Here is an 18,733-nt window from a genome sequence, read left to right on the forward strand (position 1 = left end):
AAAGCATGTCGCATGTTGCTCAGAGTACCGAGTTTTCTCGGCGCAGCTTTCTCAAACTTAGCGCTGTTTCTGCGGCGAGCTTAAGTGTGCTCAGTTTATCGGCAAGTCTGACCGGCTGTAGCAACGATCCTGCCAGCAACGGTTTTCTTGTGCTGCGCAGTGATGACATCCTGTGTTTATCGGCGATCTTGCCGGTGCTGTATAGCGGCGCAGTTGCTGCTGAGCAGATGAATAGCAACCTACACAGCACGCTGCGCGCCATCGACAATAGCCTCGCCAGTTTTTCGCCCGAGATGCGCAAACTGACCGTGCAACTCTTTGATGTGCTCAATAACCCGCTAACGCGCGGCCCACTCACGGGTGTTTGGGGGGCTTGGTCGCAAGCGTCATCAGCCGATGTTCAACAGTTTCTCAAACGCTGGGAAAACAGTCGTTTTGATTTATTAAAAATGGGTCATAACGCTCTATTGCAACTGGCGATGCTGGCTCACTATGGACAGCCAAGTTCCTGGCAACACTGCGGTTATCCTGGCCCACCGGTGCTGCAGTAATTTTAAATAGCTTGTTCAAGTCACTTTTATCACAACAATAATAGAGAACACTTATGCCTATTGCAGACCCTTTCCTACAAGGCATCGCCAGTGGCTGGCAGGTGCAAAACGCCTCCCTGCTTGAAAACGATCTGCAGCTTGAAGCTGATGTAGTGATTGTTGGCAGCGGTGCTGGCGGGGCCACCAGTGCTGAGTTATTAAGCGCTGCCGGGCTGCGCGTATTGATTGTTGAAGAAGGACCGCTGCGCACCAGTACTGATTTCAAAATGCAAGAGCCACAAGCCTACGCTGACCTCTATCAGGAAGGCATGGGCCGCATGAGCAAAGATGGCGCTATCACCATTATGCAAGGTCGCGCTGTGGGCGGCACCACCTTAATTAACTGGACCTCGAGCTTTCGTACGCCGCCCGAAACCCTCAAGCATTGGGCCAGCGAACATGCGGTCAGTGGTTTAGACAAGGATACTTTGCAACCTTGGTTTGAGCGCATGGAACAACGTCTCGGGGTTGCCCCTTGGAGCATGCCTGCCAACGCCAACAATGAAGTGATCAAGCGTGGCTGTGAGGCACTGGATCTGAGCTGGGCAGTGATTCCGCGCAATGTACGTGGCTGCATGAATTTAGGCTATTGCGGCATGGGTTGTCCGGTGAACGCCAAACAATCAATGCTGGTCACGTGCATTCCGGCCAGCTTAAACAATGGCGGCAGCCTGCTTTATTTAGCTCGCGCTGAACGCTTACAGATGACACAGAACCGTGTCCAGCACTTAGAGTGCCAAGCCCTTGATGCACGCGGCGTTGAGCCGACTGGTCGTAAAATCATTATTCGCGCCAAGCATTATATTTTGGCCGGTGGCGGCATCAATACACCGGCAATATTGCTGCGCTCGCAAGCGCCTGACCCGCACAAGCGTTGCGGCAAACGCACCTTTTTACATTTAACGAACTTTTCTGCCGCGCAGTTTTCCGAGCCAGTCAATCCTTTTTACGGTGCCCCTCAATCCATTTATAGCGACCATTTCCAGTGGCTTAATGGTGCCAAAGGGCCTCTCGGCTACAAGCTTGAAGTGCCTCCCTTGCACCCAGCCTTTGCCGCGACCATTTTAGGAGGTTACGGCGAGGTCAACGCAGAGCGTATGGCGCAACTGCCCAACACCCATATGATGATTGCTTTGATGCGTGACGGCTTTCATCCAGACAGCGCCAGCGGTACCGTTGAATTGCGTAGCGATGGCAGTCCGGTGTTGGATTATCAAATGACGCCTTATACTTGGAATGGTATCCGCCGCGCCTATCACAACATGGCTGAGATTCAGTTTGCAGCCGGTGCTGAACGGGTCTTCCCTGTGCATGCGGATGCTGACTATGTCACAAGCTTAAACCGTGCTAAATCGCTGATTGATAACTTAGACCTGTCTTTATACCGCGCGCGCTTAGGCAGTGCCCATGTGATGGGTGGCTGCGCAATAAGTGATGATGCCTCGCAGGGTGTGACCAATAGCCTAGGCATGCATCATCAATTAGAAAACCTCTCCATTCACGACGGTTCTTTATTCCCTACCAGTATTGGCGCTAATCCACAACTGTCGATTTACGCGCTGTGTGCTTTGCTCACAGAGCAACTGATCAAGCGCCTCGCCGCTTAAATCAAGAAATTACTGCATTGCGTTGGCCGTCAAGCTGTGTGGCGCGTAGACTTATCAGAACATTCTGCGTTTGCTAGCGCAGAATGTTGAGTTATAAGCAAAACCCCCTTCACGCTTTACCCTAGGTGGATGCCGCATGTCTGTATGGAAGTCGTTTAAGTCACTGTATTTCGCCACGCTACTGATGCTATTGGGCTCAGGTTTACTGAGTACATACTTAGCTCTGCATGTTGCTGAACGTGCAGACGGTATCTGGGTGGGTGCTTTGATGACCGGCTTTTATCTAGGCTTGGTACTGGGCGGCAAACTCGGTCACCGCTTAATTGCTCGCGTCGGACATATTCGTACCTACGTGGCCAGTGCCGGTATCGTCACCGCAGCAGTGTTACTGCACGGGCTAACTGAAAGCTTGCCGGCTTGGCTATCACTGCGCGTGGTGGTAGGTCTTGGCATGATGTCGATGTATATGGTGGTGGAAAGCTGGCTCAACGAACAAAGCACTTCCGATGAGCGCGGCATGGTGTTTTCAGGCTACATGATGGCTTCTTACCTGGGTATGGTTTTAGGCCAGTTAGTATTGGCGGCGATGCCTGACCTGAATATTAATCTGCTGTTATTTGTCGCCCTATGCTTTGCTCTATGCTTAGTACCCGTCGCGCTAACACGCCGTATTCACCCGGAGCCCTTGCACCCTGCGCCACTTGAGCCACGTTACTTTCTCCAGCGCGTACCGCTCTCCATGCTCACCAGCATCGTCGCGGGCGCAATGGTTGGGGCTTTTTACGGTTTAGCGCCGCTATATGCCAGCCGGATTGGCTTACCGACACAAATGATTGGTCTCTTTATGGCCACATGCATTGTTGCCGGTTTACTGGTGCAAGGCCCGCTGGGCTGGCTATCTGACCGCTTAGATCGCCCCACGTTGATTCGTGTTGGTAGCGCCTTATTAATGCTGATTGCCCTGCCGCAAGCGATTTTCACTGACTTACCTATTGTCTTCGTCTTTATCGGTGGTAGTTTATCTTGCATGCTGCTGTTTAGCCTTTACCCTTTAGCGGTGGCGTTTGCCAATGACAACATTGAAGCAGAAAAACGTGTTTCGTTAACGGCCGTGTTACTCACCACTTTTGGTATCGGTGCCAGTATCAGCCCGCTACTGATCGGTGTGTTGATGAAGTCTTTTGGCCCTAATATGCTTTATGTGTCACTCAGCTTGTTTGCCATGCTGATTGTGATACGCGTAAGACCACAAGCCATTAGCGGTGATACCCTCAGCGATGAAGCACCTTTGCAACACATCTATATGCCTGATGGTATTAGTAGTTCGCCCTTAGCAGCAGCGCTTGATCCTCGGATCGAAGAAAGCCACGTACAAGAACAGATGCAAGACAGCCCTCTAGCTGATGTTGGCGAAATGTCTGAAGAGCAGCACTACTGATGTTTAGCCAACTGAACGCAGTTTAGACTCACACTTTTGTTCAAGATGTGAGTAACTGATCGTAGTTGTTTGAAGCTTTGATGCTGCATTATAGCTGTTGCTTTATTAACCAACGCCACAGCGCGCCATTAAATAAAAACGGTATTCTTAAGACAAAGCATATCTATTTAAAAGAGTGGCCTTGCCCAGTAAAGGCTGGCGTATCAGCAAAACCGCTAGCCACCAATTGCAGCATCATGCTTTCCTTGAGCGGCGGAGCAAATAAAAAGCCTTGAATTAAATCGCAGCCCATCGCTTGTAGTAACTTAAATTGTTCAGGCTCTTCAACTCCTTCAGCTACCGTTAAAAACTCAAAGTGTCGAGCCATATCAATTACTGTACTGGTGAGTCTCTGGTCCTGAGTATCTACATGCATTTCGGAAATAAAAGCGCGGTCAATTTTCAGCACCGAAACAGGTAATACTTTTAAATATGCCAGCGAAGAGTAGCCCGTACCAAAATCATCAATTGCAATACGTAAGCCTACTGCAGCCAAGCGCTGTAACTGGATCATGGCAAGTTGCATATCTTGCATCAAGTCAGATTCAGTGACCTCGACCTCTAACGCATGTGCTGGCAAACCTGCTTGCTGCACAACATCGATCAACCACTCGGCGAAATCAGGTTGCATCAATTGCGCACCAGCGACATTCACCGCAACAGAAAAATACTCATCAACGGCACCCTGCGCGCGCCAGCGTACAATGGCGCTCACGGCTTCTCGAACCACCCACTGACCGAGCGTAATAATAAAACAATTGGCTTCTGCTATCGGAATAAATTCGGCCGGTGAGACCCGTCCAAAGGTTGGACTATCCCAACGCAGCAAGGCTTCAACACCTCGCACCTGACCGCTACGCACATCCACTTTAGGCTGATATAGCAAGTGCAGCTCGCTATTACTGATCGCTGCATACAATGCATCGCTAAGCTGATTTTTACGCCATAAGGTGCTTTCCAGCGCTTGGTCATATCCCTGCCATTGGCTGTCTGCTTCAGGCAAAGCCACCGCAGCCATACGCACTATTTGCTCCGGACTACGCTCAGCAATTGAGCCGCTCACACCAATCCGGGCACGGACATACACACACAATTGCTGTAACTGTAATGGCACCTGTATCACGTCCAGAAAACGCGTAGCAAAGATCTCAGCCTGCTGCTCACTGACAGTGGTTTCACACACCACCACCCAAGTATCTGTGCTCCACACTCCAAAGATGCGGATTGGTAAATCGATTAATTGTTGTATACGAGCAGATAACGCGCACACCGTTTGATCCATCGCCTCATAGCCATGTAGACGCTCAATTTCATCAAGCCCCTCCAGCGCAATAAAGAAAGCCAGCAAACCTCTTTTCTCGATGCGTAATTGGGTAATGGTTTCCAAGATGACGCTACGGTTCGGTAACGATGTAACCGGATCTTGACGCGAAAGAAGACTCAACTCTCGAGTTCGCTCAACAACCAAATGCTCAAGCAAGGCGGCTTTTTCAAAACGCTCACTGAGCAAGCGCTGCAGTTGCAAGGTGTTACGAATACGTTGCAAGACTTCAATATGATTAAACGGCTTGGTTAAAAAGTCCTGCGCACCTAATTGCAATGCTTGGTGACGGGTGGCTTCATCGATTTGTGCGGTGAGGACAATCACCGCGGGCACCTGTTCACCCCAGGTTTTATTCAGCAGTTCCAACAACTCTAAGCCACTGATACTGGGCATACGAATATCAAGCAAAATCAAGTCAGGACGTTTTTTTTGTACGCGTGATTCAAGCAATAAAGGGTCCGTCATGCCCTCGACAGCCTGGTACCCCTCATCCTCAAGTAAGTCCATGAGCAACTCAACGTTCACTGGGTTGTCATCCACCACCAGAATATCAGCACTACTAAATAGCGCACCAAGAGCTGTCATAGACTTTCCTGTTCAGATAAAAGTTGTTGGATATGCTCGGCAAGTGCATGCAAATTAAACGGCTTACTATAAAACCCAGCAAAGCCAAGCGCGCTAGCTTGCTGCTGGTCTTCCGCAGAACAACTGGCCGAAATAGCTAACAACGGAATTTTACTGGTCAACGGATTATTTTTGAGCATCCGACCGGCCTGAAACCCATTCATTCCAGGTAAATCGATATCCAACAAAATCAAATGAGGCTGCTCTGAACAAGCGATTTCAAAACCTGCCTCCGCCGAGCATACGCAGCGTAATTGCGCCGTCGCGATTTCACTAAAGATATCTTGCATCAAGCGCTGATTCTCAGGGTTATCCTCTATATACAGAACTTGGTGTTTTTTAGCTGCTGACTCACGGGTCGCAGACTCAGGTACTGCAGCCGTATCCAGCGGTCGCGCCGAGCTGATCGAAACCAACGGCAACTCGAAACAAAAAACACTCCCCTCACCCACTGTTGACTCAACAAAAATATCAGTTTGCATCAAGCGTGCCAGCTTACGCGTCAACGCCAGCCCTACGCCCGTACCCTCAATACTGCTGTTTTGCGCACCTAAGCGATTAAAGGGTTCAAATAGCATCGACATTTGCTCGGCGGCAATGCCTATACCTGTATCACTGACACTGATATGCACCCTATTCTCGCGTAACTGGCAGCGCAAAATAACGGTTCCAGCAAGTCGGTTATATTTAATCGCGTTACTCAGCAGGTTAATCAGTATCTGTTTCAGGCGGGTGTAATCGGCTTCAACCAAGCAGTTCTGAGTACCCTCAAGCTGTACTTGCAGCCCAATATTTTGGTTAACTGCCAGTGCTCGCACTATTTCCAGAGTTTCTTCAATCACCTCTTGTAGATTAATCGGCTCAAGTGAGACCTGCGTATGCCCTGATTCAATTCGCGCCAAATCCAACACTTCATTGATTAAATTTAATAGATGGCTGCCGCTGCGTAGAATTTGATCCACTTGTCGTTGCTGGCGTTCCGCCAATGGCTGCTTGCCATTGCCCAGTAATTGGGCAAAACCTAAAATTGCATTGAGAGGCGTACGTAGCTCATGACTCATTGACGAGAGGAAGTCGGTTTTAGCCTTACTCGAACGCTCGGCTAAATCACGTGCTACTTTCAACTCTTCAGTAAAGCGCTCTTGTTCATTGATCTGTCGATATAGATTAATCAACAAAGCGCAGGTAGAAGTAAAAGGTTTTAACCAATCGATTAAGACGTCATCGTAATCCTGCTGCGCATTGGCAATCGCATACATACCAATCACTTCACCACGATCAATAATCGGCACACCTAAATAACGGTGCAACACCGGATGGCCTTTCGGCAATGCGCCGCCACGCGAATCATCAAGCATGTTATTGCTCAGCACGGTTTGCCCACCTGCAAACACCTGTCCCAGCATACTGTCCGGGTTACTTAGGAACATCTCACCGTCACGCAGCTTCTGCATCAGTTGCCGTGTTGGTTCATTCCACGACAAATCACTGATCGCATGTATTTTTAAAGCTGGCGAACCCTCACGACAAATCACTTCGCCAATCAGTGCGTATTCACTCTGAGTCAGCTCTTTCAGTGCTTCTTTTAAAAACTGCCAAAGAGTGTTCCCCGACAAGAGTGCATGGTAGTCCGTCAGCCCACGGTGCAACACTTGCAGCAGCGAGCGCTCTTGTTGCTCGCGTTCACGCGCTGCAGCCACCGCACGTAGATCTGACAAAATACCGATAAACTCGCGGCTTTCCGACGCCGTCAGATCACCCTGATGTTGTACCTCACTGACCGCTAAATGCACGGGAATCTGTGTACCATCTTTGTGTTGCGCAGCCACTTCTCGGCCAATACCAATCACGTGTTTTTCGCCGGTTGTTTGATAGGCCGCTAAATATTCGTCGTGCTGGGTAGCCCAACGCTCTGGCATGAGCATTTTAACGTTTTTCTCGAGCACTTCTTCAGGCTGGTAACCGAGCATCCGCAAAGCAGAGTCATTTAATTGGAGAATACGTCCACGCCCATCTATGCGTACAATGCCCGCCGCCGCGCTCTCAATAATGGCGGCATAACGTGCATTGCTGGCAGTGCTTTGTTGCGTTTGCAGCGCCAGTTGAATCGTACGGTAATGCAAATACAAGAGCTGTTCAGCTTGCCTAGCTAACAAGATCAAATGGTGTTGTTCAATGTCGCTTAATTGGCGCGGCTCGGTACCTATTAAACAAAATGTACCCACATTAAAGCCATCTTCAGAACGAATTGGCATGCCGGCATAAAAGCGAATATGCGGCGAACCACTCACAAACGGCGTGTGAGCAAAGCGTGGGTCTAGCAGCGCGTTTTCAACGATAAAAAGCTTATCCGACTGCACAGCATAAGAGCAAAATGAATCCTGTCGTGGCAGTTGCGGGGCAAGTATACCAATACGTGACTTAAACCATTGCCGATGCTCGTCCACCAACGAGACCAGCACCATCGGCACATTAAATAAACTGGCCGCCACTTGAGTGAGGTTATCAAAAGCCGGATCAGCCTCTGTGTCTAAAATCTGTAAATTGCGCAGAGCCGCTAAGCGCTGCGCTTCGGTATCTTCTAGTGGCATATCCAGCATCAACCAAATCCTCTGCAGCAAAACAGCAATAATGGCCAAATACTACAATGATCACTGCGCTCGGTGTTGAGCCAATAGCATTAGACCGGCGCTCAATGTTGGATCGATGTACACGCCACATTAGACCTGACAAAACAAAGCCAGCACTTTAGAATAGAGTTTTTGCATGCCAATTCATGTCAATCATTATGCATACACTTCGCCTCATGCGTCCCGACGATATCCCTGAAATCATGGATATTCAACTACAGATCTACAGCGATACACTGCAAGAAAGCACAGAAATCGTTGCTGAGCGTCTCGCTCAAGTGCCGGACTTAGCCTTGGTGGCGGAAGATACTCAGGGGATTTGTGGCTATTTATTCAGTTATCGTTCACAGCGCGGTGCAATCACCCCGCTGGACGGATTGTTTGTTGAACCAGCGCAGAGTGATTGTTTGTATCTGCATGATTTAGGCGTGGCCCCGCGCGCACTAAAACGGGGAATCGGTCCAAGCTTGGTTAAACATAAACTGAACATTGCACGTCAAGCCGGTCTCAAGCATTGCAGCTTAGTTTCAGTGCAGAATTCAGCTCCTTTTTGGCAGCACTTAGGTTTCCGAGCGCAAAGCCCAATTAGCCCTCAACAAGCAGCTGCATTAGACTCCTATGGGGTGCCTGCGGTTTATATGCAAAAAGCCTTGTGATAAGTACTCAAAAACAGGGCAATCTGCCTAAGTGAACCACGATTAACCCATTAAGGACACTGTATGGAATTTGCTCTTTATATGCTGCTCGGCGCTGCCGCTGGGGTATTGGCTGGTTTATTTGGCGTGGGTGGCGGGCTGATTATTGTACCAGTACTGGTCTTCAGCTTTAGCGCACAGGGCTTTGCTCCAGACGTCCTTACTCACTTAGCCGTAGGTACCTCGCTGGCCACCATTGTCTTCACCTCGATTAATTCAATCCGCGAACACCATCGCCGTGGTGCGGTGCAATGGCAGTTATTTCGCTGGATTGCGCCAGGTATTCTGGGCGGCGTCGTACTCGGCGGTGCCACCGCGGCACTGATTAACGGGCCTGCCTTACAAAAAATCATCGGCGTCTTCGCAATTTGTATTGCGATTCAACTGGCACTCAATCTAAGTCCCAAAGCCACCGGTCGGCAACCCAAGCCACCTGAACTGATGGCTGCCGGTAGCGTCATAGGCTGGGCTTCAGCTATTTTCGGCATTGGTGGTGGCTCGCTGACGGTACCGTTTTTGGTCTGGCGCAGTGTCACCATCCAAAAAGCCGTTGCCACTTCAGCCGCTTGCGGGTTTCCCATTGCTTTAGCGGGCGCCATCGTGTTTATGGTCACCGGTTGGCAAAATAGCCAACTGCCAGAGTGGAGCCTTGGCTTTGTGTATTTGCCTGCATTATTCGGTATAGCACTGACGTCGGTATTTTTTGCACGTTTTGGTGCTCGACTTGCGCACAAGCTTTCACCGGTATTGTTAAAACGTTTATTTGCACTGCTGCTAACCCTGGTTGGCCTCAGCTTTTTGCTTAATTAAGGATGACTCATGCTCACCTACCCCAATATTGATCCAGTGGCGATTGCCCTTGGTCCACTAAAAATCCACTGGTACGGCTTAATGTATTTAGTCGGCATCGGCGGAGCTTGGTGGCTGGCCAGCCGGCGTTTACAGCGCTTCGATGCGCAGTGGACGAAAGACACTCTGTCTGACTTGGTTTTTTGGGTGGCGATGGGGGTTATTTTAGGTGGTCGCTTAGGTTATGTGCTGTTTTATGATCTTGCTGCTTATATCGACAATCCACTGCTGGTACTGCGAATTTGGGAAGGCGGCATGTCGTTCCATGGCGGCTTCCTCGGTGTGATGCTGGCGGTCTGGCTGTTTGGCCGCAAGCACAACAAAAGTTTCTTTCAACTGATGGACTTTATTGCGCCGTTAGTACCCATCGGCCTAGGTGCTGGACGTATTGGTAACTTTATTAACGCCGAACTCTGGGGCAAAGCCACTGATGTGTCTTGGGCGATGGTCTTCCCTACCGATCCTGCGCAACTGGCGCGTCATCCTTCGCAGCTCTATCAGTTTGCTTTGGAAGGTGTCGCGCTGTTTGTCATTCTCTGGCTGTACTCACGCAAACCACGTCCTACCATGGCTGTGTCGGGCATGTTTGCGCTGTTTTACGGTATCTTCCGTTTTGTCGTCGAATTCGTCCGCGTACCCGATGCACAACTGGGTTACTTAGCCTTTGATTGGCTGACCATGGGTCAAGTACTTTGCGTGCCGATGATTCTCGGCGGCATCGGCTTAATTGTATTGGCCTATAAGCGTCAAGAGGTGGCTGCACAATGAAACAGTATCTGGATTTAATGCGTCACGTACGTGATCACGGCATGGATAAAAGTGACCGTACTGGCACTGGCACGCGCAGCGTGTTTGGCCATCAAATGCGTTTTGACTTAAACGCAGGCTTTCCTTTGGTCACCACCAAGAAATGCCACCTCAAATCCATTATTCACGAGCTGCTGTGGTTTTTGCAGGGCGATACCAACATCAAGTACCTGCAAGACAATGGTGTGCGGATTTGGGATGAATGGGCTGACGAGAACGGTGACTTAGGTCCTGTGTATGGCTATCAATGGCGCAACTGGCCTGCACCCAATGGTGAATCGATTGATCAAATCAGTAAGCTGATTGAGATGATTAAAAGCAATCCTGATTCGCGACGTCTCATTGTCAGCGCTTGGAACCCTGCATTGGTGGACTCTATGGCGCTGCCGCCTTGCCATGCACTGTTTCAGTTTTATGTGGCTGACGGCAAACTCAGTTGCCAACTCTATCAGCGTTCGGCTGATATTTTCCTTGGCGTGCCCTTTAATATCGCCAGCTACGCCTTGCTCACTATGATGGTGGCGCAAGTCTGCGATTTACAACTCGGTGACTTCATTTGGAGCGGTGGCGACTGCCATCTGTACTCCAATCATATGGAGCAAGTGGAAGAGCAGTTGAACCGTGAGCCATTGCCGCTACCGACCATGCGTATTAACCCGCAAGTAAAGTCTATTTTTGATTTCACCTTTGCAGATTTTGAGTTGTGTGATTATCAAGCCCATCCGCATATTAAGGCCCAGGTTGCTGTTTAACACTAAGGACTGCGCTCTATTCACTGTTTATTGAGCCGCTTTGCTCTACCATGCTGCTTCAATAATTGATTCACTAAAAGGACGTACATCAATGACCGATACAGCACAACCAACACCTGAATTAACGCTGGACACCGTGACCAACAAGATTGCTTCAGAACTGCATAGCGAGCCACAAAAAGTAGCAGCGGGCCGCGGACTTAACTGGCTGACTGAAGGCTGGGCGCTGATAATGAAAGAGCCGCTGGTTTTCGCTGCAATGAGCGTGATCAGCTTAGTGGCTATTTTTATTATTAGTCTGGTGCCATTGCTGGGTAGCTTAGCAGTCACTCTACTTTGGCCAGCCATGATGGCGGGCTTTTTCTTAGCTTTTAAACATGCAAAGCAAAAGCAAGCAGTCACTGCCAATGATTTATTTGAACCCTTTAAAGCCCCTGCCAGCTTAATCGGCGTGGGCGGCATGTACTTATTGGCCAGTATTGTATTGTTTCTGGTGCTTGCGCTTGTGGCCTTTTTAAGTCTGGGGTCGATCACCGCAATAATGAATGGTCAAATTGATATGGGTCGTATGGTTGTCGGCCTGGTTATTCTCACGCTCATCGCAATCCCTGCATCATTGGCTTTAGCCATGGCATTTATCTTTGCACCGGTCTTAGTACATGAGCATCAAGTTCCTGTAATCGAGGCGATCAAGCGTAGTTTTTTCGGCAGCTTGCGCAATATCCTGCCGTTCATTGTGTTTTTTATGATCTTAACGGCCGCTCTCTTCGTCATCGGTTTATTTGTCGCCATCCCGTTTTTAGGCTGGCTGGTAGGCATTGCTGTAGCAATTATTTATTTACCTTTGTTCTGCGGCGCTCTATTTTGTGCGTACCGTGATATTTTTGTGAATAACCACACAGCGTCTTAACTCACAACAATACTGCAGACAATGCCCGTTGCCTGCAGTATTGCCTCTAATAGGTTGACTCCATGTACGACTGGCTCAATGCATTACCTAAAGCAGAATTGCACATGCACTTAGAAGGCTCTTTAGAGCCAGAACTCATGTTCCAACTGGCTGAGCGTAACCGTATTAAATTGCCTTGGGATTGCGTGGAAACCCTACGCAGTGCCTATGACTTTAATAATTTACAGGAGTTTTTGGACATCTATTACCAAGGTGCCAATGTTCTGCAGACTGAACAAGATTTCTACGACCTGACCTGGGCCTACTTAAAAAAATGTGAAGAACAAAACGTGATTCACGTTGAGCCTTTCTTTGACCCACAAACCCACACGGCCCGCGGTGTGTCGATGGAAGTGGCGATCACTGGGATCAGCGAAGCGCTGGGCGATGCTAGGGATTTACTGGGCATTAGCAGTGGCTTGATTCTGAGTTTTTTACGCCACTTACCCGAAGACGATGCCTTCCATACCTTGCAACAAGCGATGCCATTTCGAGATTTATTTTTTGCCGTTGGTTTAGACAGTTCGGAAATGGGCCACCCGCCGAGCAAGTTCACCAATGTCTTTGCTAAGGCCCGTGCGGAAGGTTTATTAGCCGTCGCCCACGCTGGCGAAGAAGGCCCACCTGAGTATGTCTGGGAAGCCTTAGATTTACTCAAAGTCAGCCGTATCGATCACGGTGTACGCGCTTGGGAAGATCCACGCTTAATGGCGCGCTTGATTGAAGAGCAAATTCCGCTCACCGTTTGCCCTCTATCAAACACCAAACTGCGTGTTTACCAAGACATGAGCGAACATCCTATTTTAAAAATGCTTGAGCAAGGTGCGATGGTGACGGTGAACTCCGATGATCCTGCCTATTTTGGTGGCTATCTCACTGAGAACTTTCAAGCGTTGCATACGGGTTTAGGTATGACTCAGCAACAAGCCAAACGCTTGGCTGAAAACAGTCTTAACGCACGTTTAGCGCCGTAACCAGAGCCTATGTCGAACGATAAACAGCAGATACTCGACTGGGTTGCTAGCGGCCATCTAGCGGCAAGTCAGTTTGAGCACGCTCTCGAGGTCACTCATAGCGCGCCCAGCCCAGCCGACAATCTGCGTTTTCTCAGCCGTGTGGTTCTAACCTTTGCCATGTTACTGCTGTGCAGTGGTGTGATTTTTTTCTTCGCTTACAACTGGGATGATTTAAGCCGCTATAGCAAGTTTGCCATTGCTCAAGGTGCGCTTATTTTATCCTTGCTGCCGCTGTTACGGCTAAATCTACAGCAACCCGCTGGGCAAACGGCCTTGTTTGCTGCCAGCTTGTTAGTCGGCGCGTTACTGGCATTGATTGGCCAAACCTATCAAAGCGGCGCCGACACTTACGAACTGTTTTTAGTGTGGGCGACTTTAATCACGCCTTGGGTGCTTTTGGCGCGCATGCCAGCGTTATGGCTATTGTTACTGCTATTGCTCAACCTAAGCTTAGGACTGGCCTTGGTTAATCTTGCAATCCGCCATCTCTTCGAGCCTTTTACTCATCCGTTGTGGTCGGTCTTTGCTCTCAACATCAGTGCCACTGGCCTGTGGATGCTCACGACTAAAGGCTCAGCTAGCACTGCCTTACTGCGTTGGGGCGAGCGGGTTATTGCTCTGTTCTGTTTGCTGATCATTACTGGCTTAGCCATAGGTCAAATCTATTCTTGGACTAGCAGTGATGCGCTAACACTGCCTGTCTGGCTAGGCTTCAGTCTGCTCTGGTTGTATCTCTATCGTCTGCGCCAACTTGAGCTGACAATGCTCTCGGCCTTGGCTATGGCCGCTATTATTTTATGCGTGATTATCCTAGCAGAGGCGCTATCAGACATTATCGCGACTGAGGTTCTGTTTCTGCTACTGACCTTAAGCGTAATGGGCTTATCCAGTGCCGCTGCGGTCTGGTTACGCCAGCTCAGCCAACGCACTAGCAAACTCAGTAATAAGTCTGGGAGTATGCAATGACTGAGCCCAAGGTACTTTGGCAGCAGTTGCAACAGGCGGGCTTAGTCACAGGAGAACTACCCGTTCTGGCACCTAACGACCCGCAACCGGCATTTTTTCTGCGCATGTTACTCGGCGTTTCCGGCTGGTTATCGGCGCTGTTTTTTTGTGGCTTTATTTCCGCTGTTTTTGTCAGCTTCCTCACCGACAGCCAAAACATCTGGGGGCTGGGTATTATCCTCTGCGCCATCAGTATCTGGATCAGTCGTCTTGATAAAATTCCTTTGTTCTTAGAGCAGTTTGTCTTTGCTTGCAGTCTTGCTGGACAAGCATTTATTGTTTTTGGCGTCTGGGAAAGTTCAGACAGTAACCAAGTGACTGCAGCCTGTATGCTGGCGCTAGAATTAACTCTGTTTGTCTCGATGGGCATTCGCAGTCAGCGTGCCACGGCGGTATTTCTCGCAGCCGCAGCTTTACTCTGGTTGTTGGGGCAGCAAGCATGGCTCTATGCTCTTCCGGTACTCAGCGCGGCTGTCGCTTGGTTGTGGCTCAAGCGCTTAAGCATCTATACAAACAGCGCCTATCTGCAGCCAGCCAGCGTTGGTTTAACGCTAGCGTTATGGGCCATGATCTTTGTTGCGCTGCTAGGTAACAGCACTGAGTTGCAGTGGTTACGCATCGCTGAAGACAACTGGCTCAGCCAATTATGGATAGCAGCAGCGCTCACTAGCCTCTTGTGTGTACTCTTCGCTTGGCAGCTCATTCAGCGCCGAGTGCTGCAGCCGAAACTCGCCGCTTTCGCGCTATTGATCAGTGTTGGCATTGGCTTAGTCAATCTAAAAATGCCTGGCCTTGCACCCTTATGCCTATTGTTATGCATCGGTGTTGCCCTCGCCCATACCCGCTTGATATGGCTTAACCTGTTCTTATTAGGCGTTTATTTACTGCTCTATTACTACAGCTTAAACAACAGCCTACTGTACAAGTCGATTTTACTTTGCGTCAGTGGCACCGTGCTGCTGATGCTCTATGCACTGTTAAATCACTCTGCGCATCTTTTGCACACGGAGCGAAAAAATCATGCGTAAATGGCTGATCCTGCTCTGCGCGCCGCTGATATTAGCGGTGGTGAACCTTGCTATTTGGCAAAATGAAAGGTTAGTTAAGCAGGGCGAAACCGTGCTATTGGAACTGGTGCCAGTGGATCCACGCTCACTAATGCAAGGCGATTATATGGCGCTGCGTTTTGCCATGGCCGACGCGATACGCCAGCAACTCAAAGGTAATAATGAGCGCTTCACGGGTCAGGTGATTGTGCAATTAGATGCAGACAAGCGCGCCAGCTTGGTCGGGCTTGATACGGGCGCAACACTCGAACAAGGGCAATTGCGCCTGCAATTTCGCTTGCGCAATAACCAAATCAAGTTCGCCACCAATGCGTTTTTCTTTCAAGAAGGCACTGGCAGTGTATACCAGCAAGCCAAGTACGGCCTGTTTCGAGTTAACCCTGAAGGTCAGTTGCTGCTAACCCACTTAGTTGATGCAGAGCTGCAAACGCTCGGTCAAGCCAAGCAACTGCAGTCTGCAAAACTCTGATTTAGATAGGTTTAGCACCCATTAGCGCGCTGGTCGCTAATAAAATTAGCAATACCAAAACAGCCCAAAGCACAGCAAAAATCTGCTGGCGGCGGCTGGCAATTTGTTGATTGGCCAGTTGTGTTTGCCAGCGGCTGAGGTTGTTGTATAAAAAACCACCAAAAATAAACAGCAATGGCAATAAAGCAATGCTGATCATCAACCATTTCTGGCTCAAAGGTCGGCCTGATAGGTGACTTAACCACCAGCCGGTAATCGGCAAGGTTGCTGCTAAGGCGGTAAAAATCGGTAAGCTGATAACACGGGTGCGACGTAACTTTTCTGCCAACACAGCAGAACCTTTACCTTTAGCGCGCCAAACAATGATGATATGCGCCAGCACACCCAGAAGCAGCAAAACAGCCGGCACACTGTGACTGATACGCAACACTAAATAACTGTCCAAACCCTATTACTCCTAAAATCTATAAACCAATGGCGCATTAAACTGACGACCAGCCTAATGCGTGCTCACCCTAACCTAAAAACAACTGATAAGCCGGGTTTTCAGTTTCATCCCAGTACGGGTAGCCAATTTTATCTAAGGCCTCGGCAAGCAATGGTTGTTCTTCTAACGGAATCTGCAACGCAGCCAGCACCCGACCATCGGCAGCACCGTGGTTGCGGTAATGGAACATCGAGATATTCCAGCGGCCGCCGAGTTTATTTAAGAAGTTAAACAGTGCGCCCGGACGCTCTGGAAACTCAAAACGAAATACCCGCTCACTGGTCACCGCATCCGCATGGCCACCGACCATATGACGAATATGCAGTTTAGCCAGTTCATTCTCAGTCAAATCCAGTACCGGAAAGCCTTGATCCCGCAAGCTTTCCACCAGCGCAGAGCGCGGATCAAGCTCAGGATGGGTCTGCACGCCAACAAAAATATGTGCGGTGCCATCGGTGTGGTAACGGTAATTAAACTCGGTGATCTGACGCTTGCCCACTGCCTCACAGAACTGCTTAAAGCTGCCAGGTTTTTCTGGGATGGTCACTGCGATAATCGCTTCGCGCTGTTCACCCAGTTCCGCACGCTCGGCGACATGGCGTAAACGGTCAAAGTTAACGTTAGCGCCAGAATCAATCGCCACTAAGTTTTCACCGACAATACCTGTACGTTCAACATACTTTTTAATCCCAGCTACGGCTAAAGCACCTGCTGGCTCGGTAATAGAGCGAGTATCATCATAAATATCTTTCATCGCCGCACAGATTTCATCGGTGCTTACGGTGATCACTTCGTCAACATGGTAGCGGCAAATATCAAAGGTATATTTGCCGATTTGCGTCACCGCAACACCGTCAGCAAACAAACCCACTTGCGGCAAGATCACTCGCTCACCAGCGGCCATCGCTTGCTGCAGGCAGTTGGAATCATCCGGTTCCACCCCGATAATTTTTACTTCAGGACGTACATATTTAATGTAAGCCGCCACACCCGCAATCATGCCGCCGCCGCCGCAAGGAACAAATACCGCATGCAGCGGGCCTTGGTGTTGACGCAAAATCTCCATCGCTACCGTGCCTTGTCCAGCAATCACATCCGGGTCGTCATAAGGATGGATGTAGACAAACCCTTTTTCTTCAACGAGTTTCAGCGAATGCGCCAAGGATTCAGGAAAGGCATCACCGTGCAACACCACCCGCGCGCCACGTGCGCGCACTGCTTTCACTTTAATTTCCGGAGTGGTTTTCGGCATGACAATGGTGGCTTTAATGCCAAGAAACTTCGCCGCCAAGGCCACGCCCTGAGCATGATTACCGGCCGAGGCTGTGACCACGCCGCAAGCACGCTCTTCAGCACTGAGTTGCACAATTTTGTTATAGGCGCCACGAATTTTAAATGAGAAGACCGGCTGTAAATCTTCGCGCTTGAGCAAAACAGTATTGCCTAAACGTTCTGACAGCTGCGGCGCTGCATGCAGCGGTGTTTCTTGCGCCACATCATAGACACGGGCGTTAAGGATTTTTTTCACATAATGTTCGAGCATAACGGATTCACTAAACTGTGCGACAAAGTCAAACAGTCTACTCCACCGTTAACAACTCAACCACATAGATACTATGTAAGTCGCTATAATTAGCACATAATTTATTTTTCTCGGAGTCTGCCATGAACCAAGACCAACTTAAGCAAGCCGTTGCTCAAGCAGCGATTGATTATATTCTTCCGCATCTTGAGCCACGCAGCATCATTGGCGTGGGCACAGGCTCCACGGCAAACTACTTTATTGATTTGCTCGCCCAGCACAAATATGACTTTGCCGGTGCCGTGGCCAGTTCGGAAGCGACAGCTGAACGTTTAAAGCAGCATGGCATTAGCGTGCATGATCTTAACTCTGTGCAAGAGCTCAAGTTTTATGTCGACGGCGCAGATGAGTGCAATAAGTATCTGGAATTAATCAAAGGCGGTGGCGCGGCGCTGACCCGTGAAAAAATTGTTGCCGCAGTCGCCAAAACCTTTATTTGTATTGCCGATGACAGCAAAAAAGTCGGCGTACTGGGTGAGTTTCCATTGCCGGTTGAAGTGATTCCGATGGCGCGCAGTTATGTCGCACGTGAACTGCTCAAGCTCGGCGGCGATCCGGTCTATCGTACTGGTGTCGTAACAGATAATGGCAACGTGATTTTGGATCTACACAATATGCAGATCACTGATCCTCGCGGCCTCGAAGAAAAAATCAATGCATTGGTTGGCGTTGTCTGCAGTGGCTTATTTGCTCAACGCCCAGCTGATGTTTTGCTACTGGGTACCAGCAATGGTGTCGAAACCCTAGTTCGCGAAAAGTAAAACAACCACTCTGGGCTGCTTATCGCGCAGCCTAGAGTGCTG

The 18,733-nt window shown here is 49.5% G+C and carries 17 protein-coding genes; 13 read left to right on the forward strand and 4 right to left on the reverse strand.

The window, feature by feature from the left end:
• Positions 1-5 precede the first annotated feature (5 nt).
• From H591_RS0106515 to H591_RS0106525, 3 genes are all read left to right on the forward strand, one after another.
• Positions 6-551, forward strand: a complete 546-nt coding sequence (locus H591_RS0106515) for a twin-arginine translocation signal domain-containing protein (RefSeq protein WP_022966143.1) — start codon at positions 6-8, stop codon at positions 549-551.
• 53 nt (positions 552-604) lie between these two features.
• A complete protein-coding gene (locus H591_RS0106520) occupies positions 605-2,197 on the forward strand; it encodes a GMC family oxidoreductase (protein WP_022966144.1) in 1,593 nt (530 codons plus the stop codon).
• A gap of 136 nt (positions 2,198-2,333) precedes the next feature.
• Positions 2,334-3,635, forward strand: a complete 1,302-nt coding sequence (locus H591_RS0106525; RefSeq protein ID WP_022966145.1) for an MFS transporter — start codon at positions 2,334-2,336, stop codon at positions 3,633-3,635.
• A gap of 163 nt (positions 3,636-3,798) precedes the next feature.
• Here H591_RS0106525 and H591_RS0106530 read toward each other — a convergent pair whose 3' ends face one another.
• Both H591_RS0106530 and H591_RS0106535 read right to left on the reverse strand, forming a co-directional pair.
• Positions 3,799-5,583, reverse strand: a complete 1,785-nt coding sequence (locus tag H591_RS0106530; RefSeq protein ID WP_022966146.1) for a putative bifunctional diguanylate cyclase/phosphodiesterase — start codon at positions 5,581-5,583, stop codon at positions 3,799-3,801.
• On the reverse strand, positions 5,580-8,222 hold the full coding sequence (locus H591_RS0106535; protein ID WP_022966147.1) for an ATP-binding protein: 2,643 nt from the start codon (positions 8,220-8,222) through the stop codon (positions 5,580-5,582). Before H591_RS0106535 ends, H591_RS0106530 begins: the two co-directional genes overlap by 4 nt.
• Positions 8,223-8,410: 188 nt before the next feature.
• Here H591_RS0106535 and H591_RS0106540 point away from each other — a divergent pair, with 188 nt between their 5' ends.
• From H591_RS0106540 to H591_RS0106580, 9 genes are all read left to right on the forward strand, one after another.
• Positions 8,411-8,908 carry a GNAT family N-acetyltransferase gene (locus H591_RS0106540; protein WP_232362423.1) on the forward strand — a complete coding sequence of 166 codons (498 nt, stop codon included), beginning with the start codon at positions 8,411-8,413 and terminating at the stop codon, positions 8,906-8,908.
• A 63-nt stretch (positions 8,909-8,971) separates the two neighbouring features.
• Positions 8,972-9,757, forward strand: coding sequence for a sulfite exporter TauE/SafE family protein (locus H591_RS0106545; RefSeq protein ID WP_022966149.1), 786 nt, complete (start codon positions 8,972-8,974; stop codon positions 9,755-9,757).
• Positions 9,758-9,766: 9 nt separating this feature from the next.
• On the forward strand, positions 9,767-10,564 hold the full coding sequence (gene lgt / locus H591_RS0106550) for a prolipoprotein diacylglyceryl transferase (protein WP_022966150.1): 798 nt from the start codon (positions 9,767-9,769) through the stop codon (positions 10,562-10,564).
• Complete coding sequence (locus tag H591_RS0106555) at positions 10,561-11,355, forward strand: thymidylate synthase (protein ID WP_022966151.1); 795 nt, start codon at positions 10,561-10,563, stop codon at positions 11,353-11,355. Before lgt ends, H591_RS0106555 begins: the two co-directional genes overlap by 4 nt.
• A 91-nt stretch (positions 11,356-11,446) precedes the next feature.
• Positions 11,447-12,265: a BPSS1780 family membrane protein gene (locus tag H591_RS0106560; RefSeq protein WP_022966152.1), complete on the forward strand. Its 819-nt coding sequence runs from the start codon at positions 11,447-11,449 to the stop codon at positions 12,263-12,265.
• Positions 12,266-12,327: 62 nt separating this feature from the next.
• On the forward strand, positions 12,328-13,278 hold the full coding sequence (locus H591_RS0106565) for an adenosine deaminase (RefSeq protein ID WP_022966153.1): 951 nt from the start codon (positions 12,328-12,330) through the stop codon (positions 13,276-13,278).
• Between the two features lie 9 nt (positions 13,279-13,287).
• The gene (locus tag H591_RS15000) at positions 13,288-14,286 is read left to right on the forward strand and encodes a DUF2157 domain-containing protein (protein ID WP_022966154.1); all 999 of its coding nucleotides are present in this window, start codon (positions 13,288-13,290) and stop codon (positions 14,284-14,286) included.
• Positions 14,283-15,353 (forward strand): DUF4401 domain-containing protein, encoded by a 1,071-nt coding sequence (locus H591_RS0106575; RefSeq protein WP_022966155.1) that lies wholly within the window; start codon positions 14,283-14,285, stop codon positions 15,351-15,353. Before H591_RS15000 ends, H591_RS0106575 begins: the two co-directional genes overlap by 4 nt.
• Positions 15,346-15,861 carry a GDYXXLXY domain-containing protein gene (locus tag H591_RS0106580; protein WP_022966156.1) on the forward strand — a complete coding sequence of 172 codons (516 nt, stop codon included), beginning with the start codon at positions 15,346-15,348 and terminating at the stop codon, positions 15,859-15,861. Before H591_RS0106575 ends, H591_RS0106580 begins: the two co-directional genes overlap by 8 nt.
• A gap of 1 nt (position 15,862) precedes the next feature.
• Here H591_RS0106580 and H591_RS0106585 read toward each other — a convergent pair whose 3' ends face one another.
• A complete protein-coding gene (locus H591_RS0106585) occupies positions 15,863-16,306 on the reverse strand; it encodes a DUF2269 family protein (protein ID WP_022966157.1) in 444 nt (147 codons plus the stop codon).
• Between the two features lie 70 nt (positions 16,307-16,376).
• Entirely contained in the window at positions 16,377-17,891 is a 1,515-nt protein-coding gene (gene ilvA / locus H591_RS0106590) for a threonine ammonia-lyase, biosynthetic (protein WP_022966158.1), read from the reverse strand.
• A gap of 122 nt (positions 17,892-18,013) precedes the next feature.
• Here ilvA and rpiA point away from each other — a divergent pair, with 122 nt between their 5' ends.
• Positions 18,014-18,691 (forward strand): ribose-5-phosphate isomerase RpiA, encoded by a 678-nt coding sequence (gene rpiA, locus H591_RS0106595; protein ID WP_022966159.1) that lies wholly within the window; start codon positions 18,014-18,016, stop codon positions 18,689-18,691.
• Positions 18,692-18,733 lie beyond the last annotated feature (42 nt).

It is taken from the genome of Denitrificimonas caeni DSM 24390 (assembly GCF_000421765.1).
GTDB lineage: Bacteria > Pseudomonadota > Gammaproteobacteria > Pseudomonadales > Pseudomonadaceae > Denitrificimonas > Denitrificimonas caeni.

Bases quoted from the DNA above. Each gene is read 5' to 3' on its own strand.
- H591_RS0106515 (WP_022966143.1), top strand. From the start codon at position 6: ATGTCGCATGTTGCTCAGAGTACCGAGTTTTCTCGGCGCAGCTTTCTC.
- H591_RS0106520 (WP_022966144.1), top strand. From the start codon at position 605: ATGCCTATTGCAGACCCTTTCCTACAAGGCATCGCCAGTGGCTGGCAG.
- H591_RS0106525 (WP_022966145.1), top strand. From the start codon at position 2,334: ATGTCTGTATGGAAGTCGTTTAAGTCACTGTATTTCGCCACGCTACTG.
- H591_RS0106530 (WP_022966146.1), bottom strand. From the start codon at position 5,583: ATGACAGCTCTTGGTGCGCTATTTAGTAGTGCTGATATTCTGGTGGTG.
- H591_RS0106535 (WP_022966147.1), bottom strand. From the start codon at position 8,222: ATGCTGGATATGCCACTAGAAGATACCGAAGCGCAGCGCTTAGCGGCT.
- H591_RS0106540 (WP_232362423.1), top strand. From the start codon at position 8,411: ATGCATACACTTCGCCTCATGCGTCCCGACGATATCCCTGAAATCATG.
- H591_RS0106545 (WP_022966149.1), top strand. From the start codon at position 8,972: ATGGAATTTGCTCTTTATATGCTGCTCGGCGCTGCCGCTGGGGTATTG.
- lgt (WP_022966150.1), top strand. From the start codon at position 9,767: ATGCTCACCTACCCCAATATTGATCCAGTGGCGATTGCCCTTGGTCCA.
- H591_RS0106555 (WP_022966151.1), top strand. From the start codon at position 10,561: ATGAAACAGTATCTGGATTTAATGCGTCACGTACGTGATCACGGCATG.
- H591_RS0106560 (WP_022966152.1), top strand. From the start codon at position 11,447: ATGACCGATACAGCACAACCAACACCTGAATTAACGCTGGACACCGTG.
- H591_RS0106565 (WP_022966153.1), top strand. From the start codon at position 12,328: ATGTACGACTGGCTCAATGCATTACCTAAAGCAGAATTGCACATGCAC.
- H591_RS15000 (WP_022966154.1), top strand. From the start codon at position 13,288: ATGTCGAACGATAAACAGCAGATACTCGACTGGGTTGCTAGCGGCCAT.
- H591_RS0106575 (WP_022966155.1), top strand. From the start codon at position 14,283: ATGACTGAGCCCAAGGTACTTTGGCAGCAGTTGCAACAGGCGGGCTTA.
- H591_RS0106580 (WP_022966156.1), top strand. From the start codon at position 15,346: ATGCGTAAATGGCTGATCCTGCTCTGCGCGCCGCTGATATTAGCGGTG.
- ilvA (WP_022966158.1), bottom strand. From the start codon at position 17,891: ATGCTCGAACATTATGTGAAAAAAATCCTTAACGCCCGTGTCTATGAT.
- rpiA (WP_022966159.1), top strand. From the start codon at position 18,014: ATGAACCAAGACCAACTTAAGCAAGCCGTTGCTCAAGCAGCGATTGAT.